Source organism: Burkholderia crassaminum (genome assembly GCF_964265005.1).
Classification (GTDB): domain Bacteria; phylum Pseudomonadota; class Gammaproteobacteria; order Burkholderiales; family Burkholderiaceae; genus Burkholderia.
In genome coordinates, this window is sequence record NZ_OZ183800.1 from 914,945 (window position 1) to 939,839 (window position 24,895).

General features: G+C 66.3%; 28 protein-coding genes. 10 read left to right on the forward strand and 18 right to left on the reverse strand.

Going from position 1 to position 24,895, the window contains the following annotated elements; genetic code table 11:
• Window positions 1-54: 54 nt before the first annotated feature.
• From ACPTTF_RS21160 to ACPTTF_RS21190, 7 genes are all read right to left on the reverse strand, one after another.
• On the reverse strand, window positions 55-918 hold the full coding sequence (locus tag ACPTTF_RS21160; protein WP_423368057.1) for a hypothetical protein: 864 nt from the start codon (window positions 916-918) through the stop codon (window positions 55-57).
• A 101-nt stretch (window positions 919-1,019) separates the two neighbouring features.
• On the reverse strand, window positions 1,020-1,583 hold the full coding sequence (locus ACPTTF_RS21165) for a GNAT family N-acetyltransferase (RefSeq protein ID WP_423368058.1): 564 nt from the start codon (window positions 1,581-1,583) through the stop codon (window positions 1,020-1,022).
• A gap of 50 nt (window positions 1,584-1,633) precedes the next feature.
• Window positions 1,634-2,212, reverse strand: a complete 579-nt coding sequence (locus ACPTTF_RS21170; protein WP_423368059.1) for a hypothetical protein — start codon at window positions 2,210-2,212, stop codon at window positions 1,634-1,636.
• A gap of 62 nt (window positions 2,213-2,274) precedes the next feature.
• The gene (locus tag ACPTTF_RS21175) at window positions 2,275-2,664 is read right to left on the reverse strand and encodes a lysozyme inhibitor LprI family protein (RefSeq protein WP_423368060.1); all 390 of its coding nucleotides are present in this window, start codon (window positions 2,662-2,664) and stop codon (window positions 2,275-2,277) included.
• A gap of 54 nt (window positions 2,665-2,718) precedes the next feature.
• The gene (locus ACPTTF_RS21180; protein ID WP_423368061.1) at window positions 2,719-3,483 is read right to left on the reverse strand and encodes an N-acetylmuramoyl-L-alanine amidase family protein; all 765 of its coding nucleotides are present in this window, start codon (window positions 3,481-3,483) and stop codon (window positions 2,719-2,721) included.
• Window positions 3,484-3,607: 124 nt separating this feature from the next.
• Window positions 3,608-5,227, reverse strand: a complete 1,620-nt coding sequence (locus tag ACPTTF_RS21185) for an FAD-dependent oxidoreductase (RefSeq protein ID WP_423368062.1) — start codon at window positions 5,225-5,227, stop codon at window positions 3,608-3,610.
• Window positions 5,227-6,741 (reverse strand): polyamine aminopropyltransferase, encoded by a 1,515-nt coding sequence (locus tag ACPTTF_RS21190; protein WP_166961987.1) that lies wholly within the window; start codon window positions 6,739-6,741, stop codon window positions 5,227-5,229. Before ACPTTF_RS21190 ends, ACPTTF_RS21185 begins: the two co-directional genes overlap by 1 nt.
• 136 nt (window positions 6,742-6,877) lie before the next feature.
• Between ACPTTF_RS21190 and ACPTTF_RS21195 the strand changes: the two genes are divergently transcribed.
• The 7 genes from ACPTTF_RS21195 to ACPTTF_RS21225 all read left to right on the forward strand — a co-directional run bounded on the left by ACPTTF_RS21195 (window position 6,878) and on the right by ACPTTF_RS21225 (window position 11,398).
• Window positions 6,878-7,264, forward strand: coding sequence for a DUF350 domain-containing protein (locus ACPTTF_RS21195; RefSeq protein ID WP_423368063.1), 387 nt, complete (start codon window positions 6,878-6,880; stop codon window positions 7,262-7,264).
• Between the two features lie 27 nt (window positions 7,265-7,291).
• Window positions 7,292-8,392, forward strand: a complete 1,101-nt coding sequence (locus ACPTTF_RS21200) for an SPFH domain-containing protein (protein WP_423368064.1) — start codon at window positions 7,292-7,294, stop codon at window positions 8,390-8,392.
• Window positions 8,393-8,401: 9 nt separating this feature from the next.
• Entirely contained in the window at window positions 8,402-9,919 is a 1,518-nt protein-coding gene (locus ACPTTF_RS21205; protein WP_423368065.1) for a DUF4178 domain-containing protein, read from the forward strand.
• Window positions 9,916-10,065 (forward strand): hypothetical protein, encoded by a 150-nt coding sequence (locus ACPTTF_RS21210; protein ID WP_155630549.1) that lies wholly within the window; start codon window positions 9,916-9,918, stop codon window positions 10,063-10,065. Before ACPTTF_RS21205 ends, ACPTTF_RS21210 begins: the two co-directional genes overlap by 4 nt.
• Window positions 10,062-10,445: an adenosylmethionine decarboxylase gene (gene speD, locus ACPTTF_RS21215; protein WP_423368066.1), complete on the forward strand. Its 384-nt coding sequence runs from the start codon at window positions 10,062-10,064 to the stop codon at window positions 10,443-10,445. Before ACPTTF_RS21210 ends, speD begins: the two co-directional genes overlap by 4 nt.
• 27 nt (window positions 10,446-10,472) lie before the next feature.
• Entirely contained in the window at window positions 10,473-10,859 is a 387-nt protein-coding gene (locus ACPTTF_RS21220; RefSeq protein WP_423368067.1) for a hypothetical protein, read from the forward strand.
• Between the two features lie 131 nt (window positions 10,860-10,990).
• Window positions 10,991-11,398 carry a RidA family protein gene (locus ACPTTF_RS21225; protein WP_423368068.1) on the forward strand — a complete coding sequence of 136 codons (408 nt, stop codon included), beginning with the start codon at window positions 10,991-10,993 and terminating at the stop codon, window positions 11,396-11,398.
• A gap of 31 nt (window positions 11,399-11,429) precedes the next feature.
• Here the strand turns inward: ACPTTF_RS21225 and ACPTTF_RS21230 are convergent, their stop codons facing one another.
• The 3 genes from ACPTTF_RS21230 to ACPTTF_RS21240 all read right to left on the reverse strand — a co-directional run bounded on the left by ACPTTF_RS21230 (window position 11,430) and on the right by ACPTTF_RS21240 (window position 13,894).
• Complete coding sequence (locus tag ACPTTF_RS21230; protein WP_423368069.1) at window positions 11,430-12,218, reverse strand: lysozyme inhibitor LprI family protein; 789 nt, start codon at window positions 12,216-12,218, stop codon at window positions 11,430-11,432.
• Between the two features lie 121 nt (window positions 12,219-12,339).
• Window positions 12,340-13,227, reverse strand: a complete 888-nt coding sequence (locus ACPTTF_RS21235; RefSeq protein WP_166962012.1) for a DUF4261 domain-containing protein — start codon at window positions 13,225-13,227, stop codon at window positions 12,340-12,342.
• Window positions 13,228-13,441: 214 nt separating this feature from the next.
• Window positions 13,442-13,894, reverse strand: coding sequence for a type II toxin-antitoxin system RatA family toxin (locus ACPTTF_RS21240; protein WP_166962015.1), 453 nt, complete (start codon window positions 13,892-13,894; stop codon window positions 13,442-13,444).
• A 181-nt stretch (window positions 13,895-14,075) separates the two neighbouring features.
• Between ACPTTF_RS21240 and ACPTTF_RS21245 the strand changes: the two genes are divergently transcribed.
• Both ACPTTF_RS21245 and ACPTTF_RS21250 read left to right on the forward strand, forming a co-directional pair.
• Window positions 14,076-15,116, forward strand: coding sequence for a bifunctional nicotinamide-nucleotide adenylyltransferase/Nudix hydroxylase (locus ACPTTF_RS21245; RefSeq protein WP_060229300.1), 1,041 nt, complete (start codon window positions 14,076-14,078; stop codon window positions 15,114-15,116).
• Window positions 15,117-15,190: 74 nt separating this feature from the next.
• Window positions 15,191-16,624 (forward strand): nicotinate phosphoribosyltransferase, encoded by a 1,434-nt coding sequence (locus ACPTTF_RS21250; protein WP_166962018.1) that lies wholly within the window; start codon window positions 15,191-15,193, stop codon window positions 16,622-16,624.
• Window positions 16,625-16,702: 78 nt separating this feature from the next.
• On the opposite strand, the gene ACPTTF_RS21255 is transcribed toward ACPTTF_RS21250, so the two are convergent.
• The 3 genes from ACPTTF_RS21255 to ACPTTF_RS21265 form a co-directional block, all read right to left on the reverse strand.
• Complete coding sequence (locus tag ACPTTF_RS21255) at window positions 16,703-17,164, reverse strand: hypothetical protein (RefSeq protein WP_423368070.1); 462 nt, start codon at window positions 17,162-17,164, stop codon at window positions 16,703-16,705.
• A gap of 17 nt (window positions 17,165-17,181) precedes the next feature.
• Complete coding sequence (locus tag ACPTTF_RS21260; RefSeq protein WP_423368071.1) at window positions 17,182-17,883, reverse strand: M35 family metallo-endopeptidase; 702 nt, start codon at window positions 17,881-17,883, stop codon at window positions 17,182-17,184.
• Between the two features lie 177 nt (window positions 17,884-18,060).
• Window positions 18,061-19,539, reverse strand: coding sequence for a PLP-dependent aminotransferase family protein (locus ACPTTF_RS21265; RefSeq protein ID WP_166962028.1), 1,479 nt, complete (start codon window positions 19,537-19,539; stop codon window positions 18,061-18,063).
• Window positions 19,540-19,665: 126 nt separating this feature from the next.
• Between ACPTTF_RS21265 and ACPTTF_RS21270 the strand changes: the two genes are divergently transcribed.
• Complete coding sequence (locus ACPTTF_RS21270) at window positions 19,666-20,553, forward strand: EamA family transporter (RefSeq protein WP_166962031.1); 888 nt, start codon at window positions 19,666-19,668, stop codon at window positions 20,551-20,553.
• Between the two features lie 47 nt (window positions 20,554-20,600).
• Here ACPTTF_RS21270 and ACPTTF_RS21275 read toward each other — a convergent pair whose 3' ends face one another.
• The 5 genes from ACPTTF_RS21275 to ACPTTF_RS21295 form a co-directional block, all read right to left on the reverse strand.
• Window positions 20,601-20,945, reverse strand: coding sequence for a DUF3088 domain-containing protein (locus tag ACPTTF_RS21275; RefSeq protein ID WP_322086810.1), 345 nt, complete (start codon window positions 20,943-20,945; stop codon window positions 20,601-20,603).
• A gap of 76 nt (window positions 20,946-21,021) precedes the next feature.
• Entirely contained in the window at window positions 21,022-22,203 is a 1,182-nt protein-coding gene (gene metC, locus ACPTTF_RS21280; RefSeq protein WP_423368072.1) for a cystathionine beta-lyase, read from the reverse strand.
• Window positions 22,204-22,258: 55 nt separating this feature from the next.
• Window positions 22,259-22,984 (reverse strand): amino acid ABC transporter ATP-binding protein, encoded by a 726-nt coding sequence (locus ACPTTF_RS21285; protein ID WP_423368073.1) that lies wholly within the window; start codon window positions 22,982-22,984, stop codon window positions 22,259-22,261.
• Between the two features lie 43 nt (window positions 22,985-23,027).
• Window positions 23,028-23,687: an amino acid ABC transporter permease gene (locus tag ACPTTF_RS21290; protein ID WP_423368074.1), complete on the reverse strand. Its 660-nt coding sequence runs from the start codon at window positions 23,685-23,687 to the stop codon at window positions 23,028-23,030.
• A 67-nt stretch (window positions 23,688-23,754) separates the two neighbouring features.
• Window positions 23,755-24,555 carry a transporter substrate-binding domain-containing protein gene (locus ACPTTF_RS21295; RefSeq protein ID WP_423368075.1) on the reverse strand — a complete coding sequence of 267 codons (801 nt, stop codon included), beginning with the start codon at window positions 24,553-24,555 and terminating at the stop codon, window positions 23,755-23,757.
• Window positions 24,556-24,895: the final 340 nt, after the last annotated feature.

The window sequence follows — 24,895 nt, forward strand, 5'->3', positions numbered from 1 at the left end:
AGCGATGCGCAATGGAGCGACACGTACCGGTTCGTGTGCTTGCCCGGTGTTTCGTTATCCAGAACGGTTGCTCGCGCCGAAAAGGGAATAGAACCGGTACGGCAGATCGCCCAGTTCGCTTTCGACGTGATCGTACCGGCCAAGCGACTGAAGCCAATCGAGGAACGTGGCTTCGGTCATCAACGATCGCAACGTGTCGACGGCTGCGTCGCGATTCGCGAGAGGGATGAATTCACGGGGCGTGGCGCCGCCGTCGGTGGCGCCGGTCAAGTAGCGCGATCCCTGCCAGTCGATACGCGGATAGTCGCTGCGGCTGAATTCGGACGGCTGCCGGACACGGCCGCAGAGCATCTCGTTCGCCCCGACGAACCAGATCATCAGCTGCGCGCGCCAGAGCGGATCGTCGATGGCGAGGACCGATGTCAGCCAGGGGCGAATCTCGGACGTTTCCAGGTATTTGACGCAAAGGAACATCGATGACGAGAATTTTCCGCTCGCATTGAACCAGCCTCCGGTGCTGGATTGCCGGTCGTGATGCCGGTTGAAGCACGCTGCCGTATCGAGTGCGCCCGATGGCCAGCATTCGGGTTCCATCAGGCTTTGTCCGAGCGTGTCGAGCACATCGCGGCGATACCCGTGATAGGGTTCAGGCGAGATGCGATCGGGATGTTGCGAAACGAACGCAGTGATCAGCCATTCCAGCAGTGCAGGGTGTTGCCCTTCGTGGCAGCGTGGCGTCAGTTGCGCCAGCAGGTAGTGATACCACTGCCACCACTCGTCGCGGGGGCCGAACGAGGTCGTGCCGATGACGATTTCTTCGAGTCGCGTATCCAGCTGTACGATGTCGATCGACTGGAGGTCGTCCTGCAAATCAGCGAATAGCCGTCGCGAGTCGCCCATGAACCACGCTTCGCCCATCGGCGTCTTCGGGCGCGGAAACGCCGCGAGCAGTCTCGCCGATGCCGAAGCGCAGCGCCCGGCTCCGGGAATCCAGCGAAACGGGGTGGGCCGGGCCGGCATCAAGATGCTGCCGGCTTGCCGTGCGTCGCGCCCGGTAGCGCACGCCAATAACGCACCTCTTCGATCGGTGTCCCGTCGATCTCGAACGTCTTGATGTCGTCTTCGGCGACGAAGCCTTCGCGTTCGTAGAACGCCCTGGCCCGACGGTTCTTGATCAATACCCAGAGCGACACCCACGCATGGCCCAGGTCATGTAATGACCGGCATGCGTGATCGACCAGTGCGGCGCCGATCCCTTGGCCGCAATGCGACGGGTGCAGATAGATCGCTTCGATTTCTCCCCACGTACGATCTTTGTCGGTGTCGCGTGTCGGGCCATAAGCGATCCAGCCTGCCGGCGTGTTGTCCGCGACCGAGACCGCGAGTGCGACACGCGGCCGTCCGGCGTCGAGCGCATAGCGCCACGCGGCCGTGCGCTTGTCGACCGACAGGCCCGCGAGAAATGCTGCCGGCATGATGTCCGTGTAGGTCGCCTGCCACGATGCAACGTGGATGTCGGCGATGACTGGCGCATCGGCAGATGTGGCGGCGCGGATGTCGATCGTCGTCGTGTTCGGTGTCATGCGTGCCTCGCCAGATCGTGTGCCGTTTGCCGCGTTGCCGCGCGCGGGATTCATTCCGCCGGATCCAGACTGCTGTCGATGGCGAAACGGTAGCCGAGATCCACTTGTGACGCATCGCCCGGTGCGCCGGTGCTCTTCAGCACGAACTCGAACGCGGGCTCGAACCAGCCGTTGCGCGGCACTTCGCCACCGAGGATTTCGACGTCGTACCAGCCGTTATCGATTTCAATCATGGGCCTGCCCGGTTCGCGATAGCGTGCAAGCAGCGCGTGCACCGTTTCGTCGGTGAAGCGTTCGAGAATGCGCCACGTGTAAAGCATCACCGAACGGTGTTCGACGCGCAGCACGTATCCGCCGCGCCGGTGCTGCAGGCGGCTGCCGGCCTTCAGCAGTTCGGGCGTGCCGTCGTCCAGCGTGAAGATGACCGTATACGGATGGTTTTCGATACCGGCCAGCGGAATGACGACACCTTCGAGCACGGCGTTGTCGCCGCTGTCGCCGGTCGTGAACTCGGCCGCGACGTTGTCCGACAGCCGATGGGTTTCCTTGTAGCGCTTCAGCAGCAGGAGATCGCCGACGAGGAAATAGTCGATCAGGTCGTTCAGGACTTCGGAGAATTCATGCCGCATCGTCGTTCCTTCCGAGCGTGCGGTGCCACGAAACGCTTCGCGGCACCGCAGGTGCGACCACCTTACTCGCCGAGCTTCGATGTCACGCAACCCGTGCTCGAGCATTCGCGTTCACGCTCGCGCAGGAACGACAGCCGCGACTGCGTCATGTCGTTCGCGCACTGGATATCCACGAGGTAGCTGTTGTTGCGCGTCTCGCTGCACTGGGCATCGCGTTGCTTCAGCCACGCGAGCTGGCCGGCCTTCAGCGTGGCCTGCTGGTCACCGCTCAGTTGCTTGCGCAGGCGGCCGTATTCGTCGTTCAGATCGCGATCGGACTGCGAGAACTGCGTGCTGGTGCAGTACACCTGGTCGAACGCGCTGCGCGGCTTCCCGCAGCCGGCCGCGTGCGCGGCGAACGGAACGGCAAGCGCGAGCAGTGCGCAGGATGCGAGCAGATTCTTCTTTTTCATGGTGATGCTCCTGACTGGGTGAAAACCGTTGGGCCCGACGGGCGTTATCGTTGTTCATTTCGGCACGGTGCACGCGTCGATCCCGCCCGCGATCGCAGTGGACAGTTTCTGGATCGTCTCGCGACGCGCCAGCCGTGCTTCCTCGTCCGGGTTGACGATCACGCCGGCCTCGACGAGCACGGCCGGAATCGGCGCGGTGCGCAGCACGACGAGATCGTCGAAGCGGTGGATGCCGAGTTGCGGGTCGATCAGCGGGCGGTTCTCGCCACGGATCGGCTGCGCGTGATACAGCGACGGCCGCTCGCCGGCCGCGACCAGCCGCTCGGCGATCGCCTTCGCGCAACGCAGGCTTTCCGCATAGTGCGGATTGCGTTCCGACACGAACACCGAGAAGCCGCGGAATTCGCGCTGGCGGCCCGCGTCGATGAACTGCTGCTGCATCGAGTCGTGATGGATCGACACGAACAGGTTCGCGTCGGGCGCTTGCGTCGAACGCTGGTCGAGCGCGATCTCGCGGCCGTCGGCCGACGTGCGCAGCACGCGGTCGCCATGCGCGACGAGCTTTTCGGCGACCGCCGCGGACAGATCGAGGTTGTACAGGTATTCGACGCGGCCGCTCGCGCCGGTGGAGCCCGGGTGAGCCGGTGTATGGCCGGTGTCGATGACGACGTAGCGCCCGGAGGCGGGCGTGGTGCCGGTGGTGGCCGCGGTGTCGGCCGCATGCAGCGCCAGCGGCGCGCCGAGCAGCGGGGCGCAGGCGAGCACGCGCGCGGTGGCACGCACGAACGGGCGAAGGCGTCGGAGGGTTCGGTTCGTCATTGTTGTAGTCGAGGAGGGCATACGGCGCGTCGGACGGCGCGGCACCGTCGGCCTGCTCAATGCAGTCGGAATGTCGCGCGATTATAGCGGGCGGCGGCGGCGCCGCAATGACGGATGACGGCCTTCAGGCCAGCACGCGCCGGGCGGCGAGCATGCCCCAGTACGACGCTTCCTCGAACAGCGACAGCCCGGACAGGTCCGCATGCGCGAACACGACGGGGCCGTCGGCATCGCGCAGCGCGAGCAGCCCCGGCCGGCTCAGGAAGCCGACGTCGGGCGTCGCCATCGCGTGACCGCGCACGGTGATCTCGAGCGCCGTCGCGCGTTTCCACAGTTCGCGTCCGTAGACAGCCTGCAGGTCGATCGCCGCCTGTTCGCGCAACGCTTCGGGGCTGGCCTGCGCAAGCCAGCGGCGCGTGTCGTCCGGTGCTTGCGTGCTCAACGCCTGGTACGCGGAAAACACCGAGCGCGTCGGCGGCGACATCCGGATCAGCTGGTGCGTCGACACGACGTAGCCGAGCCCCGTGCCATCGTAGACGACGTTGTCCCACGCAAGCGGCACGCCCGCTTCCTCGGTCGGCATGCCGTCGAGCAGGAAGTTGGACACGAGCCACGGCGCGCGCGGCGGCAGGTCGCGCGCGGGGTCGAAGCCGTACGCGCCAAGCTGCGGAAACACGCGCGCTGCGACGAACAACGGCATCGCGCAGACCGCGCGCCGCGCCTTCAGCGTGAACGTCGACAGCGTGCCGTCGTCGCCGATGCGCGCGCACAGCACGTCGACTCCGCCCGCGCGTTCGGTTGCGCGCACCGCGAAACCGTCGCGCGACCACGCGTTCGAGCCGGTGCGCGCGGTGATCGACGCGCTCAGCTTCGTCACCATCGTGTGCAGCCCGTCGGGCCAGGTCAGCACCGCGCCGTCGCTCGCATCGCCCGCGTGGCCGCCGCGCGACGAGAAATAGTGCAGGCCGGCCCACGCGGACACGTGCTCGTACCCGGCGCCATAGTCGTCGCGGCAGCAATAGTTCAGGTACCAGTGCAGCGCTTTCGCGGTGTAGCCCTCGTCGAGCAGCCACTGGCGGAACGAGCGCCGGTCGAGCGCACGCCAGCGCGGGTCGCGCGACGATTCGGCGATCGGGATGCAGAACACCTTGCGGCCATCGGCGCCGCGTGCGGTGCGCAGCCCGTCCGTGTACGCGAAGAAGCGTGCCTGTTGCGCGAGCTCGTCGGTGCCGAGGCCGGCCGTCGGCACGATGCCGTCCTGCCACTGCCCGGCGATGAAGAGCCGTTCGTCGGGCGCATGGACGAGCACGCGCTCGTCGTACACGGGTTTTGTGGAGAACGGCGCAGCTTCGATTACGCCGAGATCGGCGAGCATGTCGCGCAGATGCGTGGATTCGAGCGACGGCAGCGGCAGGTAATGCGCACCTTTCGGATAACCGAGATCGCCGAAGCGGCCGCCGGCCGCATTGCCGCCGAATTCGGGGCCCGCGAGCACCGTGAAGCGCTTGTGCCCCGCGCGCGCCAGCTGCCATGCGCACGACAGCCCGGCGGCACCCGCGCCGAGGATCGCGACGTCGGTTTCGATCGTGCCGGAAGGCGGCGGCAGCGTCGCATGGTCGCGCAGCGCATGGCCTTCGCGCATGCCGGGGTAGCCGACGCGCGGCGTCGTCTCGATCCAGCCTGTGCGCCCGCAGGCGGCGAGCGACGCGGCCGCCGACGCGATGAGGAACGTGCGGCGGTCCATCAGCGCAGCACGTGTTTCCAGTCGTCGTCGAAGCGGCGCACGAGCGGCTGGTCGTTGAGTTCGTTCGGCGACATCGGCAGCGCCGGCATGTCGGCCGGGAAGTGGAACATCTCGACGGCCGTCTGCGCGTCGAGCCAGCGGGTGGGCACCGAGTAGTGCGTCGGTACCGTGAAGTCGCGGCGCTTGCCGGCGATCACGAAGCCCCAGTCGCCGAACGACGGCACGTAGCAGTGGTACGGCCACGTGTTGAGCCCCGCTTCGTGCAGCGTCGCGATGATGGTCCAGTAGGCGTGCGGCGCGAAATACGGCGACGTCGACTGGATCACCGCATAACCGTTCTCCGACAGATGGCGCGCGAGCAGCCGGAACACGGGTACCGAATACAGCCGGCCGAGCCCGAAGTTGGTCGGGTCGGGGAAGTCGACGACGATCGCGTCGTACACGTCGGCGTTCGATTCGAGCCAGCGCACCGCGTCGTCGTTGATCACGTGCACGCGCGGGTCCTTCAGCGAGCCCTGGTTCAGCTTGACGAGCGGGGCGGAGGTCGAGAACAGCTTCGTCATCGCGGGATCGAGATCGACGAGCGTGATCTGTTCGAGGTTGCGGTGCTTGAGCAGTTCACGCACCGCGAGGCCGTCGCCGCCGCCGAGCACGAGCACGCGCTTCGCCCACGGCAGCGCCTCGATCGTCGGATGGATCAGCGCTTCGTGATAGCGATGCTCGTCGCGCGACGAGAACTGCAGGTTGCCGTTCAGGTACAGCCGCATGTCGTCGTGCCACTGCGTGAGCACGATGCGCTGGTACGGTGTCGTCTCCGAATAGATCGTCTCGTCGCCGTACACGCCGTGTTCGGCCCAGTGCGTGATGCGGTCCGACAGCGCGAAGCCGGCGACGAGCAGCCCGATCACGAGCGATGCGCGCATCAGCTTGCCGCGCACGTTGCGGATCTCGTCGCGGAACAGGTGCGTCGTCCACAGCGCGACGAAGGCGTTCAGGAGCCCGAACAGGAAGCTGGTGCGCAGCAGGCCGAGCCGCGGCGCGAGCACGAGCGGGAAGATCAGCGACACGGCGAGCGAGCCGAGATAGTCGAAGGTCAGCACTTCGCTGACGGTATGGCGGAACGCCTGGCGCCGCTGCTGGAACGCGCGCATTACGAGCGGGATCTCCATCCCGATCAGCATGCCGAGCGCGAGCACGAGCGCGTAGAGCGCCGCGCGGAACGGTGCGGCGAGCCACGCGAACACCGCGAACAGCAGCGCGGCCGACACGCCGCCGAGCAGCCCGACGAGCAGCTCGATATCGACGAAACGGTCGAGCACGTCGTCATCCTCGACGAACTTTGCGAGCCATGAGCCGATCCCCATCGCGAACAGGTAGCAGCCGATCACCGACGAGAACTGCAGGATCGAATCGCCGAGCAGGTAGCTGGACAGTGCGCTGCTGATCAGTTCGTAGCCGAGCCCGCACGACGCGAGCACGAGGATCGACAGGACGAGCGCGCGCTTATGCAGCATGGTGCATCCGTTGTGCAGCGGTCGGCAATGTGGATATACTGGCGCGGAATTTTGTGGGGCGGCCATCCGTCTGCCGGCCCTGCGCGGGCCGGCTGGCGACGGGGCGGCGAACCGAGCACGAAATCCGAGGGAAAGAATGAATAGTGCCTATCTCTATGCGGTTCATTTACTGTCGGCGTTCGTGCTGCTTCTTGTGTTCGCGGCAGTGTACCTGAAGGTCACCCCGTTCGACGAACTGGCGCTGATCCGCGACGGCAACGCGGCCGCGACGCTGTCGTTCAGCGGTGCGCTGATCGGCTTCTGCCTGACGCTCGCGTCCAGCATCGCGCACAATTCCACGCTCGGCGAGGTCGTGATCTGGGCCGTCGGCGCGATGGTCGTGCAACTGATCACCTATGCGGCGCTGACGCGCCTGATGCCCGGCATGAACCATGCGATCGAGGATCGCAACGTCGCGATGGGCGGCCTGATGGGCACCGCGTCGCTCGTCGTCGGCATCATCAATGCCGCCTGCCTGACCTGACGCCCCACGCGTTTCGAGGAGACCGACATGAGTCTGGGATCGTTTATCCGCAAGCAGTTCGTCGACGTCCTGCAATGGACGGAAGACACCGACGGCGTGCTGGCCTGGCGCTATCCGATGGAAGACATGGAAATCCGGTACGGCGGCAAGCTGACCGTACGCGAAACGCAGGTCGCGATCTTCGTCAATGAAGGCAAGGTGGCCGACCTCTTCCAGCCGGGGCTGTACACGCTGGAAACGAACACGCTGCCGGTGCTCACGTACCTGAAGAACTGGGACAAACTCTTTCAGTCGCCTTTCAAATCGGACGTCTATTTCTTCAGCACGCGACTGCAACTCGGCCGCCGCTGGGGGACCGCCCAGCCGGTGACGATCCGCGACCGCGAATTCGGCTTCGTGCAGGTGCGCGCGTTCGGCATCTACTCGTACCGGATCGTCGACGCGGGCGCATTCCATCGCGAAGTCAGCGGCACGCGCGCGCAGTACACGGTCGACGATCTCGAACAGCAGTTGCGCAACCTGGTCGTCACCGCGATGAGCACGACGTTCGGCTCGTCCGATGTGCCGTTCGTCGACATGGCGGCGAACCAGTCGCTGCTGTCGCAGCGCATCGCCGACGCGCTGGTGCCGGTGTTTACGCGCTACGGCCTCGCGCTCGACGCATTCGCGGTCGAGAGCGTGTCGCTGCCGGCGGAGCTGCAGAAGGCGCTCGACCTGCGGATCGGCGCGGGGATGGCCGGCGATCTCGCACGCGCCACGCAATACCAGACCGCGCAGGCGATTCCGCTCGCCGCGCAGAACCCGGGCGGCATCGCAGGCGTCGGCGCGGGGCTCGCCGCCGGCGCGGTGATCGGGCAGGCGATGGCCGGCCAGATGGCGGGTGCCGCGCAACCGGCGCCCGCTGCACCGCCCGCTGCACCGCCCGCTGCACCGCCCGCTGCACCGCCCGCTGCACCGCCCGCTGCACCGCCCGCGCCCGCTGCGGCGCCCGTGGCGGCTGCGCCGGCGGAAGGCACCGATTACGTGCAGCGGCTCGAACAGTTGAAGGCGCTGTTCGACAAGGGCCTCGTGACCGAAGACGAATATTCGCGCGCGAAGGCCGAGATCCTCGCGAAGCTCACCCGGTAAGCGTCGCGCATGTTCAGTACCTCGTGCCCCCAGTGTGGCGCGCCGGTCGAGTTTCGCTCGGCGGCGGCGGTGATGGCCGTCTGCGCGTTCTGCCGCAGCACGTTGCTCAAGCGCGGCACCGACGTCGAACGTATCGGCGAACTGGCCACCGTGCTCGACGATGCGTCGCCGATCCAGATCGGCACCGCCGGGCGCTACGGCAAGCGCGCGTTCACGGTGCTCGGGCGCATCCAGTTGACCTACGACGCCGGTGCGTGGAGCGAGTGGTACGTCGTGTTCGACGACGGCACGTTCGGCTGGCTGTCGGATGCGTCGGGCCAGTACGCGGTCACGGTGCGCGAGCCCGACGATGCGTCCGGCGGCGCGTGGCCTGCGTTCGGCACCCTGGAGCCGGGCATGCGGATCGACCACGGCGGCCGCGCGTTTCTCGTGTCCGACGTGCGCACCGCGCGCTGCACGGGCGGCGACGGCGAGCTGCCGTTTCGCGTCGATGCCGGCTGGGAGGCGCGCGTCGTCGACCTGCGGACCGGCAACGCATTCGCGACGTACGACTATTCCGACGCCGATTCGAACGGCGGGAGTCCGGCCGTCTATACGGGCGAAGCGCTGGCGTTCGAGGCGCTCGCGTTCACCGGGCTGCGCGATACCGAACACGATACGCGCGAGAAGCGCGGTGCGGAGATGGTGCCGTTCGCGTGCCCGAGCTGCGGCGCGCCGCTGTCGTATGCGCCGAACGTGGCCGACTACGTGGTGTGCGGCAGTTGTCATGCGGGCGTGCAGTGTACGGCCGAGCAGCAGACCGTGTTCGCGGCGCAGCGCAAGCTCGAAGCGGTGAAGGGGGCGCTGGAGCTCGGCGCGATCGGCACGTTCGACGGCGTGAAGTACACGGTGATCGGGATGATGCGTTGCCGTGTGCCGGGCGATGAAGAGACGTGGGACGAATACCTGCTGCTGAACCCGAAGCGCGGTTTCCTGTGGCTCGTGCAGAGCGAAGGGCGCTGGGAGCGCGTGCAGGTGCTTGACCAATGGCCGACGATCGGCAGCGAGTCCGACGTGACCGACGGCGGCAAGACCTACCGTCTGCGCGAGGAATACGACTCGGAGGTCGTCTACGTGGTCGGTGCGTTCAACTGGCGCGTGCAGGTCGGCGATCGCACGTCGATCATCGACTATGGCTGGCAGAAGGACAAGCTGACGCGCGAGCGCAGCGACGCGGAGATCGTCTGGTCGCGCGCGCAGCCGCTGTCGGGCAGCACCCTCGCCGAACGCTTCGGCACGCCCGCGCTCGCGACGGCCGCGGCTGCGGCGGCAACGGGGGCCGCTGCGTCGACGGGCCTGTTCGGCCGGAAAGGCCCGCACAGTTTCGCGCCGCTGCCGCTCGTGTTCAGCGCGCTGCTCGTGATCCTGAACATGGGCTCGCTGTTCTCGTTCAGCGGCCGCTCCGTGTATGTGCTGGTCGGCCTGCTGGTGCTGTGGTTGCCTGAATGGCTGTGGAAGAGTTTTGCGTCGGACGGGGGCAACGCGTGATCCGGTACATCCTCTACGGCATCTACGGCCTGATCGTCGTCACGCTGTTCAGCTGCGCATCGATCGGCGGCAGCGGTTCGGGCGGCGGCGGCTGGGGCAGTTCGTCGGCCCGCAGTGGCTACTCGTCGTACGGGTCGCACAAATGACCGCGCGCGACGAGATCGCGCCACCGCGCGCGACGTTCGGCTCGCACGTGCTGGCCGACCTGGCCGGCATCGACGCGGCGTTGCTGCGCGACGCTGCAAGGCTCGAGACGCTGCTCACCGAAGCGGCGCAGCAGGCCGGCGCGCGCGTGATCGGCGCGCATTTCCATCATTTCGGCGGCGAGCATGGCGTGACGGGCGTCGTGCTGCTCGCCGAATCGCACATCACGATCCACACATGGCCCGAGCATCGCTTCGCCGCCGTCGACGCGTTCATGTGCGGCGCGGCACGTGCGGCCGAGGCGGTCGATGCGATTGCCGCTGCGCTCGGCACACAGGCGCAAGTCCGGCAGCAGGTGGCGCGCGGCGGCGCGGCGACGTGAGCGGGTGTTTTTACTTCCTTTACCGATATGCGTATCAGCATCCGATTCATCGCGTTGCTCGGCTCGGCGCTGCTCGCCGGTAACGCGGCCGCCGATGTGCTGCCGAAGCCGCCCGGGCCGGTCGTGATGGTCCACTTCGATTACTACGAGAAGGACAACGCGCGCCTTCATGCGCTGGAGCAACGGCTGGATCGTGCGGTGAAGCAGGCGGGGGCCGGCGAACTCGGCGAGACCGAACTGCATCGCGACGGCAACGACGGTTATCTGTACCTGTATGGCGCCAGCGCCGACCGGTTGTATGCGGTCGCGCGCCCGATCCTGAAATCGTCAGGATGGCTGACCGGGATGGAGGTGACGTTGCGCCGCGAGTCGGGCGCGGAGACGTTTTCGATGGGCCGGCCCGGCGTACGATGACGCGCCGGCGTCCAAATGCCGCGGATCGGGCCGGAAGGTGCGCTGCTACCATTCCGGGCGCGTCGGCGGGTGCGTCTTCCGCACCGACGAGATTGCGGTGAAGCCGTGTGCCAGCGCCAGGGAGTGTGTCGATGATCGATCGTGAAGTGATTGTCCCGCCGACGATGCAGCGCGTCGTCGAGCGTGCGGGGTATGCGCCGGCCGTGCGGGTCGGTGCGACCGTTTACTGCGCCGGGCAGGTTGGACGCACGTCGGATCTCGACGTGATTGCCGATCCCGAGGCGCAGTTTCTCGCCTGCTGGGACAACCTGCGCGTGGTGCTGGAGGCGGCCGGCTGCACGTTCGACGACGTGGTCGACATGACGACGTACCACGTCGAATTGAGCCGGCACATGGCGATCTTCCGCGACGTGAAGAACCGGGTGTTTCCGCGCGGGACATGTGCATGGACCGCGATCGGCGTAGCCGAACTCGCGCATCCTGGCCTGCTCGCGGAAATCAAGTGTGTGGCGATCCGGCGGGACGCACCGGCGGCTTGAGCGTTCGCCGCCGCGCAGGTCAACGCTCCCGCTAACGGTCGAACCGGAACGTCGACACGCTGTGCAACGTCGCGTCGTCGGTGCCGACGATGCCCTGCGTCCCCGCGACGGCCGAGCGCTTGCCGTTGCTCAGCACGGCCCAGTAGCATTCGCCGCCGGCTGCGTGAAAGCCGGTTTCCGGATCGCTGATGCCGCACGTGATGGTCGCGCGCATGCCGTGCCAGCCCGGGCCTGAGAAGCGCTCGACGTCCTGCGGGATGCCGGGGCCGTAAGACGTCACCCATTTGCCGTCGTCCTGCTTCACGAATCCCGCTTCCTTCTCCGCGACCGGCTCCAGCGCGCCGTCGACGATCTCGAACGAAATGAAGCTGCTGCTGTAGGTCATGTTGCGGCCGACGATCGCGACGCAATGGTCGCTGCCGCCTTCCGGGCACGGCTTCTTCACCTGCCGGTTCGCGAGGTATTCGAACGAGATGCCGAGCGCCGGATCGCGATAGGTTTTCCAGCCCGCGTGCTTTACGTGCTTCAGCGCCGCCGTGCGGTCGCGGTACGCGGTGGCGATGCAGGCGGCGTCGGCGCAGGCATTGCGCTGTGTGAGCCATGCGCGTTGCGACCGGATCACGGCCTGCTGGTCGGCGGCGATGCCGACTGCATCGTAGTAGGTGTTCGACAATGCGTTGTCGGCCGACATGAGCGCCTCGTCGGCGCAGATCAGATGCTCGGTGCGCGTTGTCGCACGTGCGCATTGGATGCCGTCGGCATGGGCCGACAACGAGAGGCCGATGGCGGCCAGCATGAGACCAAGGCGGATGCCGAACACGGATGGCTCCTCAGCGGGGTCGAGCGGCGGCTGTCATGCCGCCGTCAGGTGACGCAGCGGCGCACACGGTTCGCGAAGCCTTGAACCCGTGCGCCGTGCAGCAAGATACGGCGGGGTGAAATCAGCGATTGATTTCGTCCGCCGAGATCAGCTCGGCCACCAGCACCGGCGCCGGCCCCTGCAGGTAGTACTCGTGCTCGAGCGGTTCACGCAGTTTCATGAACGTTTCCGCGCCGATCTGCATCGTTTCGCCCGCATGCATGCGCGCGCCGCTTTCCAGCAGGTAATGCATCACGTTGTTGAAAATGCCCGAATAGCGCTCGCCTTCGTGATGACCTTCCGCGAGCGCGGCGAAATCGGGCAGGCCGAACACGTCGGCGCCATAGGTGCGCATCCACACGCCTTCGACGCCTTCGACTTCGTACTTCACGAAGCCGCAGAAAAACAGGTTCAGCGGGATATCTCGCAGCACTTCGAGGCTTTCCTCGCCGAGTTCCTTCGCATTGAAGACACCGGCCGGCAGCGACGTGTGCGCGTGCTCGTTCAGCACCGCGAGGCCGTTCTGTTCGGCCAGCGCGCCGGCGACGGCCGCCAGGGCGACATACTGGTCGAGCGGATTCGCTTCGTGCCCGGCGTAGTAGAGGATCACGTGGCTGCGGCTCGCGCGCACCTGCTGTTTCAGGTCCTGCCCGTAGTGGGCGGGCGCGACACACGCTTCCAGCGCGTCGGACGGATAGGGCGCATCGAAGCCGACGAGCCGGACGACGTGGTTGCCCCAGCCGGCGAGCCCGAATACCTGCTCCAGCGTCGGCTCGGTTTCGACGCGCGCCTGCTTCATGCTCGGGTGGTACGCGCGCAGCGCGGCCGTCAGCGCAGCGATATCGACCTGCAGCGGGCCGTCGAAGACGACCGTCACGCTCAGCGGATGCTCGACGTCGGGTGCCGCCACCAGCGCGACGGGGTTTTCGGGTTCTTCCTTGCGGCCAAAGAATCGGGATATCAGGCTCATTGGATGATGTTCGTGTCGAAGCCGTTTCAGGGAGGAGTGCCCCGTTCTCTCGGTCGGGGCTTGCCGTCAGGGTGACGGCCGCCCGTAGTTTCCCCGGGTTCGGCGAATCTGGCAAATGCGCGGTGAAGGCCTGACGGCGGCGCGATGGCGTGTGCGAACGCATCCGGGAGGCGGTGGCGCAGACACGCCGGGCCGTGCGGCCCGCGGTTGCCGGTCAGCGCGGTAACGCTTCGGCTTCGGCCCAGCGCTTGAACGAATCGAGACGCCGGCGGGTCTGCACGAGATAGAACGCGCCGATCAGCGGTTCGAGCAGCCAGCGCAGCCAGGCCGGCTGGACGCGGAAGTTGTAGGTGAATTTCACCTCGGTCGTGCCGGGCGTGTGCTCGGTGAAGTTCCAGCTGCCGCTGAAGCGTTCGAGTACTTTCGGCCCGTCGACCATTTCGACGGCCGCGACCTGCGGCGGACGGTACGAGATGTAGCGCGACACCATCGTCGCGCCCGACTGGCTGCGGCAGAACGCGTCGACGCCGACGTCGGCCGTCATGCCGTCGAGCAGATAGGCGTCGGTGAGGAAGCTGTCCCACACGAGCCGCCGCGCGTAATCCTGCGACCACGTGAAGAGGCGTCTGCGATCGACGCCGACGGTCCGGCTGACTGAGATCCTCATGATGGCGGGCGCAATGGTGCGGATTGGGATGAAATCGAGTGTACCCCGCCAATGCCGAGTATTTCTTCAGACTTGGTCAAGTCGAGCATGGGCTCGATTGACGTCCTCCGGGAATTCCCCTAGGATTCACTCCAACCCTTCGGGAAAGACCCGAAGCGTTTCAATCTCTTGAGGGAGCCTCATGAGTACGCAACAGAACCGGCGCTTCGACGCGCTCGTTTTCATTGGTCGTTTCCAGCCCCCGCATCGTGGTCACCTGAACGTGCTGAAGTCGGCACTGAGCCGGGCCGAGCGCGTGTGCGTGCTGATCGGGTCGACCGACAAGCCCCGCACCATCAAGGATCCGTTCTCGTTCGACGAGCGCCGCCAGATGCTGGCTTCGCTGTTCGACGCGTCCGAGCGCGACCGCGTGACGATCGCGCCGCTGCAGGATTCGACCTACAACGACGGCGACTGGGTGCGCTGGGTGCAGGACGCCGTCGCGTCCGCGCTCGGCGACGTCGCGCAGCGCAAGGTCGGGCTGATCGGCCACGAGAAGGACGCCACGTCGTATTACCTGCGGATGTTCCCGCAATGGGAGCTTGTCGACGTCGACGCGACGGAAGACATTTCCGCCACCGAGATCCGCGACCAGTATTTCGCCGAACGCCCCAACAGCTTCGTGCAGTGGGCCGTGCCGGAACCCGTGTTCGGCTGGCTCGAGCGGTTCCGCACGCAGCCGGAATTCGCGCAGCTGAAGTCGGAAGCCGAATTCATCGCCGCGTATCGCAAGGCGTGGGCGGCCGCCCCGTATCCCGTCACGTTCGTGACGGTCGACGCGGTGGTCGTGCACTCGGGCCATATCCTGCTCGTGCGCCGCCGCAGCGAACCGGGCCGCGGCCTGTGGGCACTGCCGGGCGGGTTCGTGAACCAGGACGAACGGCTCGACGCGGCCTGCATCCGCGAGCTGCGTGAAGAGACCGGCCTGAAGCTGCCGGAGCCCGTGCTGCGCGGCTCGATCAAGGATCGCCAGGTGTTCGATCACCCGACGCGCTCGCTGCGCGGCCGCACGATCACGCACGCGTGCCTGTTCAACTTCCCGACCGGCGAGCTGCCGCGCGTGAAGGGCAGCGACGACGCCGACAAGGCGCGCTGGGTGCCGCTGAACGAATTCGCGCAGATGCGCAACGTGATGTTCGAGGATCATTTCGACATCGCGTATCACTTCCTGGGGAAGCTGTGATCCGCTGATTCCCCGCATTCCGGTCCGCCGCGACAGACGCGGCGGCACGTCAACGGCCTAGAGGAGCTCTAGCCATGCAAAACGATCTCGGCGGCTTTGCCGCGGTTCTCGCCAATCCGATCCTCAACACGGATTCGTACAAGGCTTCCCACTTCCTGCAATATCCGCCCGACGCGCAGGCGATGTTTTCGTACGTCGAATCGCGCGGCGGCCGCTACGACCGAACGGTGTTCTTCGGACTGCAGATGTTGCTGAAAGAATATCTGTGCAAGCCCGTCACGCACGCGATGATCGACGAAGCGCGCGATTTCTTCACGGTGCACGGCGAGCCGTTCAACGAAGCGGGGTGGCGCCATATCGTCGAGCGCTACGACGGCTACCTGCCGGTGAAGATCCGCGCGGTGCCGGAGGGTTCGGTCGTTCCGGTGCACAACGTGCTGATGACGGTCGAATGCGACGACCCGCAGGTGTTCTGGCTCGCGTCGTATCTCGAGACGATGCTGCTGCGCGTCTGGTACCCGGTGACGGTCGCGACGCGCAGCTGGCACCTGCGGCAGACGATCCGCCGTTTTCTCGAAAAAACTGACGACGATCTCGCGCAACTGCCGTTCAAGCTGCACGACTTCGGCGCACGCGGCGTATCGAGCGCGGAGTCGGCCGCGATCGGCGGCGCCGCGCACCTCGTGAACTTCATGGGCTCGGATACGGTGCTCGGCGTGCTGGCCGCGAACCGCTTCTATCGCGAGCCGATGGCCGCGTATTCGGTGCCGGCGGCCGAGCACAGTACGATCACCTCGTGGGGGCGCGAACACGAAGCCGATGCGTACCGGAACATGATTCGCCGCTTTGGCCTGCCCGGTGCGATCGTGTCGGTCGTGTCGGACTCCTATGATCTGTTCGCCGCACTCGATCTGTGGGGCGGCGAGCTTCGGCAGGCCGTGCTCGATTCGGGCGCGACGCTGGTCGTGCGTCCCGATTCGGGCGACCCCGTGACGATCGTGCTGCAGACCGTGCGTGCGCTCGACGCGTCGTTCGGCTCGACCGTGAACGGCAAGGGGCGGCGCGTGTTGAATCGCGTGCGCGTGATCCAGGGCGACGGCGTCGACGAGCTGTCGATCGACGCGATTCTTTCCGCACTCGACGACGCGGGCTATGCGGCCGGCAACGTCGTGTTCGGCATGGGCGGGGCGCTGTTGCAGCAGGTGAACCGCGATACGCAGCGCTTCGCGATGAAGTGCTCGGCGATCCGGCGCGGCGGCGTGTGGCACGACGTCCGCAAGGATCCGGTCACCGATCAGGGCAAGCGCTCGAAGAAGGGGCGGCTCACGCTGCTGCGCAACTACCGCACCGGCGAGTATCGGACGACGACGCTGCCGGTCGCGTGGGACGACCGGATGCTGGAAGGCGAATGGGAGGAGGCGCTCGAAACGGTGTTCGATACGGGGCGCCTGCTCGTCGATACGTCGTTTGCCGAGGTGCGGGCGAGGGCGCACGCGGGGGAGGTGTGACGTAGAGAGCGGGGCGGGGCGACGCGTTTGCGTCGCCCCGGCACTGGCGAGATTCGGTGGCGGCGTCGTCGAAGGCGGTCAGGGGCGACGGATGGCTCTGGATGTTGGCGTGATGCGAGGATCGTCGCAAAGGTGCCGGCATCCGTCGCTACACTGCGGAACCAGCGTCAGTCCGATCTGAAGATAACCCTCGTAGCCGGCGCTGTCTTTCGGATACGGTTTCGAGATCATGTGTGTGTCCGACCATATGTTCTCGTCCTTGATGCCGAGCTGCGCGAGGTATTCCCTCAGACTGGCCGCTCGACGCAGCGCAAGCGCTTGTGGGTCCTTTTCACCGATATACGCACCGGCAGAGATGATGCCGCGGATTTCCGCATCAGGCCACTGACGGGCACGGATAACCATTTCCGCAATCCTGACTCGATCCTCATTCGGAATATCGGAAGAGTTGAGCGGGACACTGTCCAGCATGTCTTCGGAAACGGTACATGCCGCGAGCGGCGGCGAAAATGCCACGCATAACCCGAGTGCGATGCTCATCAGATGCGCGGGAGATTTCACCACAGGACCCTGTCGTCAAAGAATGAAATATAGCAAGCGAGGCTGTCGGCGTTATTGATCGCCAGATCCCGATGATCTCGCGCCCAGTATTTCAGGCCAGTCCCGAATCCGTAGATTTCGTCATTCGAGTCGAAGGTATCGACGTAGTGCGTACACTCGTGAATCAGGACCTTCAACTTGCAATTGGAAGAGAGTCGAGCGTCGGGAAGCGTGCAGAAGTGTGGATAGATTGCGATGATTCGCTTGTCCGAATCGGGTTTGCATACGGAGGCATCGGTGATTCCGTTGTCGGGAAATACGGTGCACGTGATGTTTCGCTGTGTCTGTTCGTCCCACCGGATGACATTTTCCGGTTGCAATTCCTGCATGACGCGCAGTAGCTTGGGCAACCCGGTCCGCAGGTGGTGTCGAATGACCTCATCGGAGCGCCCGAACCAGGCCTGGACGCGTTCCTGTTCTCCTTGCTCCCAATGTGTAATACCGTGAATCCGATCCTGAATCAATGGAATCGCCGCGTCACGCAACCGCACGATCAGTTTCCGGAATGCCTTGTTCGACATGTTCTCGCAGATCGGTGTCAGGTCGAGGTCGATTACATGAATTGATCCTGGCACCGTGTTCGTGTAGGTGGTTCCAATGAGAACCCATTCGTCATCCTCATTTTCGGTAGCGTCGTATGAATTCAGAATCCCGTTCATTGGCTCGATAGATCCCGGTAACAAAGTTTGGAAACTATCGGTTGTCGGGAGTGCGATCGTCTATGGGATGAGTACGATTCTGCGAACCATCGACAACGAGCGCGGAAGATGACGCCGTGGGCGAAGGAAGGGCTGATTACGGAACCATTCGATTAGCTTTTGTGCTTCCGCCCGTCCTTACGGCTCACCGGCCAGCACGCGCCCGTCCGCATCGTCGCGGGTATCCGTGCGCTCCGCCGCCCGTGCCGCCTCCATCGCCCGCGCCAGCGCATCGAACACCGCCGGCCCCTTGCAGCGCGACACGTTGAAGCGCAGGTACGACGTCGCGCTGTGCGACGCACTGAACACGTTGCCGGGCGCGAGCACCACATCGTGGTCCAGCGCATGGCGCGCGACACGCGCGGCGTCGAGCCCGTCGGGTAACTCCGCCCACACGAACAGGCCGCCGCGTGGCTCCGTCCAGATGCCGAGCCCCGCGCGTGCGAGGCGCCGGATCGTCTCGCCCATTGCGTCCGCGAGACGCGCGCGCAGGCTGTCGAGATGGCGCCGGTAGGTGCCGTCGATGAGCAGCCGGTGCACGACGTTTGCGCCGATCTGTGCATTGCCGAACGACGTCGCGAGCTTCAGGTCGACGAGTGCCTCGATCCATTCCGGGCGCGCGGCGACGTAACCGCAGCGGATCGCGGCCGACAATGTCTTCGAGAAGCTGCCGATCGACACGACGCGCGACAGCCCGTCGAAGGCCGCGAGGCGCGGCGCGGGCGTGCTCTCGAAATCCGCGAAGATGTCGTCCTCGACGATCAGCAGGCCGTGCTCGGCCGCAAGCGTCAGCAACCGGTGCGCGACGGGCGGCGCGAGCGTCGCGCCGGTCGGGTTGTGCAGCGCCGAGTTGGTGATATACAGGCGCGGCCGGTGCTCGGCAAGCACCTGTTCGAAGCGTGCGAGGTCGGGCCCGTTCGGCGTGTACGGGACGCTGACGATCCGCGCGCGATGCGCGCGCAGCAGCGCCTGGAAGTTGAAGTAGCACGGATCGTCGAGCACGACCGTATCGCCCGGCTCCAGCAGCAGGCGGCACACGAGGTCGAGCGCGTGCGTGCCGCCGTCGGTCAGCATGATCTGCGCGGGTTCCGCGTGGACGCCGTGCTGCGCGAGCCGCCATGCGAGCTGCTGGCGCAGCGCGGGCAGGCCGAGCGGCGTCGCGTAGTCGGTCAGCGCGTCGGATTCGTCGCGGGACACGGCGCGCAGCGCGCGGCGCAGGCTTTCATCAGGCAGCCACGACGACGGCAGCCATCCGCAGCCTGGTTTCACGGACGTCGGCGCGGCCTCGAGCGACTGGCGCGACAGCCACAGGGGATCGAGCTCGCGATCGAGACGCGGGCCGAGATCGGCCAGCGCGAGCGGCGGCGCGTGCCCCGACACGTAGAAGCCCGAGCCGCGCCTTGCGACGAGTACACCTTCGCTCGCGAGCCGCTCGTACGCATCGACGACCGTCGATTTCGACACGCCCAGCCCGTCGGCCATCATCCGGATCGACGGTACACGCGCGCCGGGCATCAGCGCGCGGCTCGCGATCCGGGCGCGCAAGGTGTCCATCACGGTTTCCACGCGCGTGCGCGACGGGGCGGGCGGAACGGGAAGCGGGGCGGAATGGCTCATGGCGAAGGATGAACTGTACGGCCGGTTGTTCAGTACAGTTTGTCAGAATTGTATTGGGTTGTAGCTTACGCGCTTTTCATGGGCGGCGGATCATCGGTGATCCACTTTCCCCGTTCAGGATTTCCCGTGCAAAAGACGACCGACGGATGGCTCAGCGGCCTGCTGGGCGTGATCATCTTCAGTGGCTCGCTGCCTGCGACGCGTGTCGCGGTGCAGGGGCTCGACCCGCTGTTCCTCACGTTCGCGCGCGCGACGATCGCCGGCGCACTCGGCCTGCTGCTGCTCGTCGTGCTGAAGCAGAGGCGGCCGACGCGAGCGGAGGCCGTGTCGCTGGCCATCGTCGCGCTCGGGGTCGTCGTCGGTTTTCCGTTGCTGACGGCGCTCGCGCTGAAGCATGTGACGTCCGCGCACGCGATCGTGTTCGTCGGACTGCTGCCGCTCGCGACCGCGCTGTTCGGCGTGTGGCGCGGCGGCGAGCGGCCGCGGCTGCCGTTCTGGATCTTCTCGGTCGTCGGCAGCTGTGCGGTGGCCGCGTTCGCGTTGCGCAACGGCGGCCAGGCGTCGGTGGTCGGCGATGCGCTGATGCTGGCCGCGATCGTCGCATGCGGGCTGGGCTACGCGGAAGGCGCGCGCCTGTCGCGCCAGCTCGGCGGGTGGCAGGTGATCTCGTGGGCGCTCGTGCTGTCGCTGCCGCTGATGCTGCCGCTCACGTGGCTCACCTGGCCCGCGTCGTTCGACGGCGTCGATGCCGCCGCGCTGTGGGGGCTCGCATACGTGTCGCTGTTCAGCATGCTGATCGGCTTCGTGTTCTGGTATCGCGGGCTCGCGCTCGGCGGGATCGCGGGCGTCGGCCAGTTGCAGCTGCTGCAGCCGTTCTTCGGCTTGCTGCTGGCGGCCGGGCTGCTGCACGAGACGGTGCCGCCGTCGATGGTCGTGGTGACGCTCGTCGTGGTCGGCTGCGTGGCGGGCGCGAAGTACTTCTCGAAAATGGCGCCGGTGCAGCGCGCGGGGTGACGCGTGAACCGCTCCGTGCCGTCGTCCGACGGCACGGAGCGGTGTGCTTACGCGACGTGCGCGACGTCGTATTGCGAAGACAGGTACCGCCGGATCTCGGCAGGCGAATCGATGAAGCGCCGGCCGTTGTGTTCGCGAATCGCAAGCGTGTCGTCGTTAGGCGTTGGTCCGTCGCCGAGCACGAGCACGGGCGCCGACTGGTTGTCCGCGCCGATCAGCGCGACGATCGGCTGGCGCGGCCGCGGCGCGTCGATGTATTCGACGTCGACGGCGTCGCGCAGCTGCGGGTAGAAGCTCAGCAACCCTTCGACCGAAACGGAATCCCCGCAGTAGAACGGACCTTCGGAGTCCTTGAAAAAACCCGGGCGGAGAATGAACAGCGTGTCTTTCATGATTGTCTCGCTATGAGAGTGGGATGAACGTCGAAGAAAACGTGATGCGGGGCGGCGTGCGTTACGCCGACGGATGTCAGGCTTCCGCGAGCGCGGCGGCGCGCATCCTTGCGAAACCGGCAGCAAGGTCGGCGATCATGTCGTCGGGATGCTCGAGCCCCGCGTGAATCCGCAGCAGCGGGCCGGCCGCCGCCCATTGCGTCGCGGTACGGTGGCGCGACGGATTGGACGGGATGATCAGGCTTTCGAAGCCGCCCCAGCTATACCCCATGCCGAAGCACGTCATCCCGTCGAGCAGCGCGCGCACGGCATCGTCGGGCTGCGGATGCAGCACGATGCCGAACAGCCCGCACGCGCCGGTGAAGTCGCGCTTCCAGAGCGCATGACCGGGATCGGCCGGCGACGCCGGATACAGGATCCGGGCGACTTCGGGCTGTTTCGCGAGCCATTCGGTCAGCGCGTGGGCGTTGCGCTGGTGCCGCTCGAGGCGGACCGACAGCGTGCGCAGGCCGCGCAGCGCGAGATACGCGTCGTCGCCGCTGACGGTCATTCCGAGTTGCCGGTAGAAGCGCGTGATCTTCGGCGCGAGCGCCTCGGTCGTCAGGATCGCGCCCATCAGCACGTCGGAGTGTCCGGCGATGTATTTGGTGGCGGCGTGAATCGACACGTCGACGCCGTGCGCAAACGACCGGAAGTTCAGCGGCGTGCCCCACGTGTTGTCGAGCAGCACGACCGCGCCATGCCGGTGCGCGACTCGGCTGATGGCCGGGATGTCCTGCACTTCGAAGGTCAGCGAACCGGGCGATTCGGCAAATACCGCGCGTGTGTTCGGTCGCATCAGCGAGGCGATGCCTGCGCCGATCGCCGGATCGTAGTACGTCGTCTCGATGCCGAGGCGCGCGAGCGTCTCGTCGCAGAACGAGCGGGTCGGGTCGTACACGGAATCGGCCATCAGCAGATGGTCGCCGGGATTCAGCACCGCGAGCAGCGCGGTCGTGATCGCGCTGAGGCCGCTCGGCGTCAGCAGCGCCGCGTGCGCGCCTTCGAGGCGTGCGAGCGCCTTCTCGAGCGCGCGCGTGGTCGGGCTGCCGTGACGCCCGTACGCGAGCGGCGTGCCGCGTACCGCGTCGAGCGCATCGGTGCCGTGAAACAGCAGCGTCGACTGGCGGTACACGGGCGGGTTCACGGGCGAACCGGGCTGGCCGTGCGAGCGGCCTTCGTGGGCGAGAACGGTGTCGGTCGAATGCTGGTGGGTCAAGATAGTGTCCTTTGAGGGGCAATCAATCAATCGAAGCGCGGCAGCCGCCACGCGCTCAATGCAGGATCTTGTCGAGGAAGTCGCGTGCGCGTTCGGAGCGCGGTGCGGCGAAAAACCGGTCGCTGGCCGCGTCCTCGACCACCGCGCCCTGGTCCATGAAGATCACGCGATGCGCGACCTTCCGTGCGAAGCCCATTTCATGCGTGACGCACACCATCGTCATCCCGTCGCGCGCGAGCTCGACCATCACGTCGAGCACCTCGTTGATCATCTCGGGGTCGAGCGCGGAGGTTGGCTCGTCGAACAGCATCGCGACCGGGTTCATCGACAGCGCGCGTGCGATCGCGACGCGCTGCTGCTGCCCGCCGGACAACTGCCCCGGATACTTGTGCGCATGCGCCTTCAGGCCGACGCGATCGAGCAGCTTCATGCCGTTCTCGACGGCCTCGTCCTTGCGGCGGCCGAGCACCTTGATCTGCGCGAGCGTCAGGTTCTCGGTGATCGACAGGTGCGGAAACAGCTCGAAGTGCTGGAACACCATGCCGACGCGGGCGCGCAATTGCGCGAGTTTCGCAGCGGGATCGCCGAGCCGCGTGCCGTCGACGGTGATGCTGCCTTTCTGGAACGGCTCGAGACCGTTGATCGTCTTGATGAGGGTCGACTTGCCCGAGCCCGACGGCCCGCACACGACGACCACTTCGCCTTTCGCGACCGCCGCGCTGCATGCCGAAAGCACCTGGTGCTTGCCATACCATTTCGATACGTTGTCGAGCGTAATCATGTTCTGTCCGTCGTTGAGTGTCGTGTGAATGAGCGGCACGCGTTCAATGCGTGGACGGCAGTGCGAGGCGCGTCTCGACGCGACCCTGAAGCCGCGTGAGCAGCGTGCTCAGCACCCAGTAGATCGCGGCGGCAGCGAGGTAGAGCGGCAGCGGCTGGAACGTCGCGGCGATCACTTCCTGCGTCGAGCGCAGCAATTCGGTGACGGTGATGACCGAGACCAGCGACGTATCCTTGATCAGGCTGATCAGCGTGTTGCCGAGGCTCGGCACCGCGAGCCGCAGCGCTTGCGGGCACACGATGTAGCGCAGCGTCTGCACGTGCGTGAGGCCGAGGCTGTGCGCGGCCGCCCATTGACCGCGGCCGATGCCGAGGATCGCGCCGCGCATGCTCTCCGACAAATACGCGCCCGCGTTGAGCGTCAGCGTGAAGATGCCGGCTGTCGTGGGGTCGAGCGTGATGCCGAGATCGGGCAGCCCGTAGTAGACGACGAACATCTGCACGAGCAGCGGCGTGCCGCGCATCAGGCTCACATAGCCCTGCGCGAGCGCGGCCGCAGGCCGGTTGCTGCCGATGCGCATGATCGCGATCACGAGCCCGACGATGAGGCCGAGCGCCATCGACGCCACGGCGAACTTCAGCGTGAGCATCGCACCCTTCACCATCACGGGCAGGGTATGAACGACCAGTTCGAGTGCTTCCATCACGTGTCTCCTGATTGTGTGCGGGCCGGCCCGCGCGTTCGTGCGCGCGGGCGTGCGGCAGGCTGCGTTATTGCGTCACCGGCTTGCTCGTATCCGTGCCGAACCACTGCATCGAGAGCTTCTTCAGCGTGCCGTCCTGCTGCAGCGAAGCGACCGCATCGTCGATCGCCTTCGCGAACTTCGGATTGCCCTTGCGGAACGGAATGCCCATCCGGTCCTCGCCGCCCGCGAGCACGGAGCCGGGGCGCAGCGGCAGGTGCGAGTTCTTGATCAGGTAGCTGAGCATCAGGCGGTCGTTGACCGCCGCGTCGATCCGGCCCGCCGCGAGGTCGCGCAGGTTCTCCGGCGTGCCCGGATAGACCTGCAGGTCGATTGCGGGCACCGTCTTGACGAGGTCGACGTAGTTGCTGCCCATCGTCACACCGACTTTCTTGCCCTTCAGTTCGTCGAGCGACTTGAACGCGCGCGTATCGTTCTGCCGTTGCAGCAGCTGTGCGGACGAATACACATAAGGTGCGCTGAAGTCGAGCGCTTGCTGGCGAGACGGTGTAATCGCGACCTGGTTGATGATCACGTCGAACTTGCCGGCTTGCAGGCCGGCGAGGATCCCGCTCCATTCGGTCGTGACGAACTGCGGCTTCACACCGAGGCGCGCGGCGACCGCTTTCGCGACGTCGACGTCGAAGCCTTCGAGCTGGCCGTCGGCGTTGCGGTAGTCGAACGGCGGGTAGGTGCCTTCCAGCGCGATCTTCAGTACACCGGATTGCTTGACGGTGTCGAGCAGGTCGGCCGCATGCGCGGTCGCGGCCACGATGCAGAGGAGGGCGGCCGCGATGCCTTGCTTGAGCGTCGGGTTGAAGTGCTTCATGGTTGTCTCCATGGTTGTTGTCGAAAATTCAGGGTGTGCGAAGCCGCGGCGACGGGCGGCGTCGCCGTGGGCTGGAAATCGGTGCGGCGGGTGGCGGCGCGAATCGAGCGCCGCCGTGCGTGATGCCGTGCGTTACGGCATGCGTTCGCGCGCGACGGTGGCGCGGGGATGAGGGCGTGAGCAGTGCGAGCGGCCGCCGAGTGACGCGTGAGCTGACCGCGCGGCATGCGTGTCGAATGTGTTCCAGTGCGCGGCGAAGAGTTCAAGCATGGTGTTCATGATTGCCCGTACGGCTTTGCGAGAGGAGTGGACCGGGTGCATCGTCGATGCGCATCCGGTG

Bases quoted from the DNA above. Each gene is read 5' to 3' on its own strand.
- ACPTTF_RS21160 (WP_423368057.1), bottom strand. From the start codon at position 918: ATGGGCGAAGCGTGGTTCATGGGCGACTCGCGACGGCTATTCGCTGAT.
- ACPTTF_RS21165 (WP_423368058.1), bottom strand. From the start codon at position 1,583: ATGACACCGAACACGACGACGATCGACATCCGCGCCGCCACATCTGCC.
- ACPTTF_RS21170 (WP_423368059.1), bottom strand. From the start codon at position 2,212: ATGCGGCATGAATTCTCCGAAGTCCTGAACGACCTGATCGACTATTTC.
- ACPTTF_RS21175 (WP_423368060.1), bottom strand. From the start codon at position 2,664: ATGAAAAAGAAGAATCTGCTCGCATCCTGCGCACTGCTCGCGCTTGCC.
- ACPTTF_RS21180 (WP_423368061.1), bottom strand. From the start codon at position 3,483: ATGACGAACCGAACCCTCCGACGCCTTCGCCCGTTCGTGCGTGCCACC.
- ACPTTF_RS21185 (WP_423368062.1), bottom strand. From the start codon at position 5,227: ATGGACCGCCGCACGTTCCTCATCGCGTCGGCGGCCGCGTCGCTCGCC.
- ACPTTF_RS21190 (WP_166961987.1), bottom strand. From the start codon at position 6,741: ATGCTGCATAAGCGCGCGCTCGTCCTGTCGATCCTCGTGCTCGCGTCG.
- ACPTTF_RS21195 (WP_423368063.1), top strand. From the start codon at position 6,878: ATGAATAGTGCCTATCTCTATGCGGTTCATTTACTGTCGGCGTTCGTG.
- ACPTTF_RS21200 (WP_423368064.1), top strand. From the start codon at position 7,292: ATGAGTCTGGGATCGTTTATCCGCAAGCAGTTCGTCGACGTCCTGCAA.
- ACPTTF_RS21205 (WP_423368065.1), top strand. From the start codon at position 8,402: ATGTTCAGTACCTCGTGCCCCCAGTGTGGCGCGCCGGTCGAGTTTCGC.
- speD (WP_423368066.1), top strand. From the start codon at position 10,062: ATGACCGCGCGCGACGAGATCGCGCCACCGCGCGCGACGTTCGGCTCG.
- ACPTTF_RS21220 (WP_423368067.1), top strand. From the start codon at position 10,473: ATGCGTATCAGCATCCGATTCATCGCGTTGCTCGGCTCGGCGCTGCTC.
- ACPTTF_RS21225 (WP_423368068.1), top strand. From the start codon at position 10,991: ATGATCGATCGTGAAGTGATTGTCCCGCCGACGATGCAGCGCGTCGTC.
- ACPTTF_RS21235 (WP_166962012.1), bottom strand. From the start codon at position 13,227: ATGAGCCTGATATCCCGATTCTTTGGCCGCAAGGAAGAACCCGAAAAC.
- ACPTTF_RS21240 (WP_166962015.1), bottom strand. From the start codon at position 13,894: ATGAGGATCTCAGTCAGCCGGACCGTCGGCGTCGATCGCAGACGCCTC.
- ACPTTF_RS21245 (WP_060229300.1), top strand. From the start codon at position 14,076: ATGAGTACGCAACAGAACCGGCGCTTCGACGCGCTCGTTTTCATTGGT.
- ACPTTF_RS21250 (WP_166962018.1), top strand. From the start codon at position 15,191: ATGCAAAACGATCTCGGCGGCTTTGCCGCGGTTCTCGCCAATCCGATC.
- ACPTTF_RS21255 (WP_423368070.1), bottom strand. From the start codon at position 17,164: ATGAGCATCGCACTCGGGTTATGCGTGGCATTTTCGCCGCCGCTCGCG.
- ACPTTF_RS21260 (WP_423368071.1), bottom strand. From the start codon at position 17,883: ATGAACGGGATTCTGAATTCATACGACGCTACCGAAAATGAGGATGAC.
- ACPTTF_RS21265 (WP_166962028.1), bottom strand. From the start codon at position 19,539: ATGAGCCATTCCGCCCCGCTTCCCGTTCCGCCCGCCCCGTCGCGCACG.
- ACPTTF_RS21275 (WP_322086810.1), bottom strand. From the start codon at position 20,945: ATGAAAGACACGCTGTTCATTCTCCGCCCGGGTTTTTTCAAGGACTCC.
- ACPTTF_RS21285 (WP_423368073.1), bottom strand. From the start codon at position 22,984: ATGATTACGCTCGACAACGTATCGAAATGGTATGGCAAGCACCAGGTG.
- ACPTTF_RS21290 (WP_423368074.1), bottom strand. From the start codon at position 23,687: ATGGAAGCACTCGAACTGGTCGTTCATACCCTGCCCGTGATGGTGAAG.
- ACPTTF_RS21295 (WP_423368075.1), bottom strand. From the start codon at position 24,555: ATGAAGCACTTCAACCCGACGCTCAAGCAAGGCATCGCGGCCGCCCTC.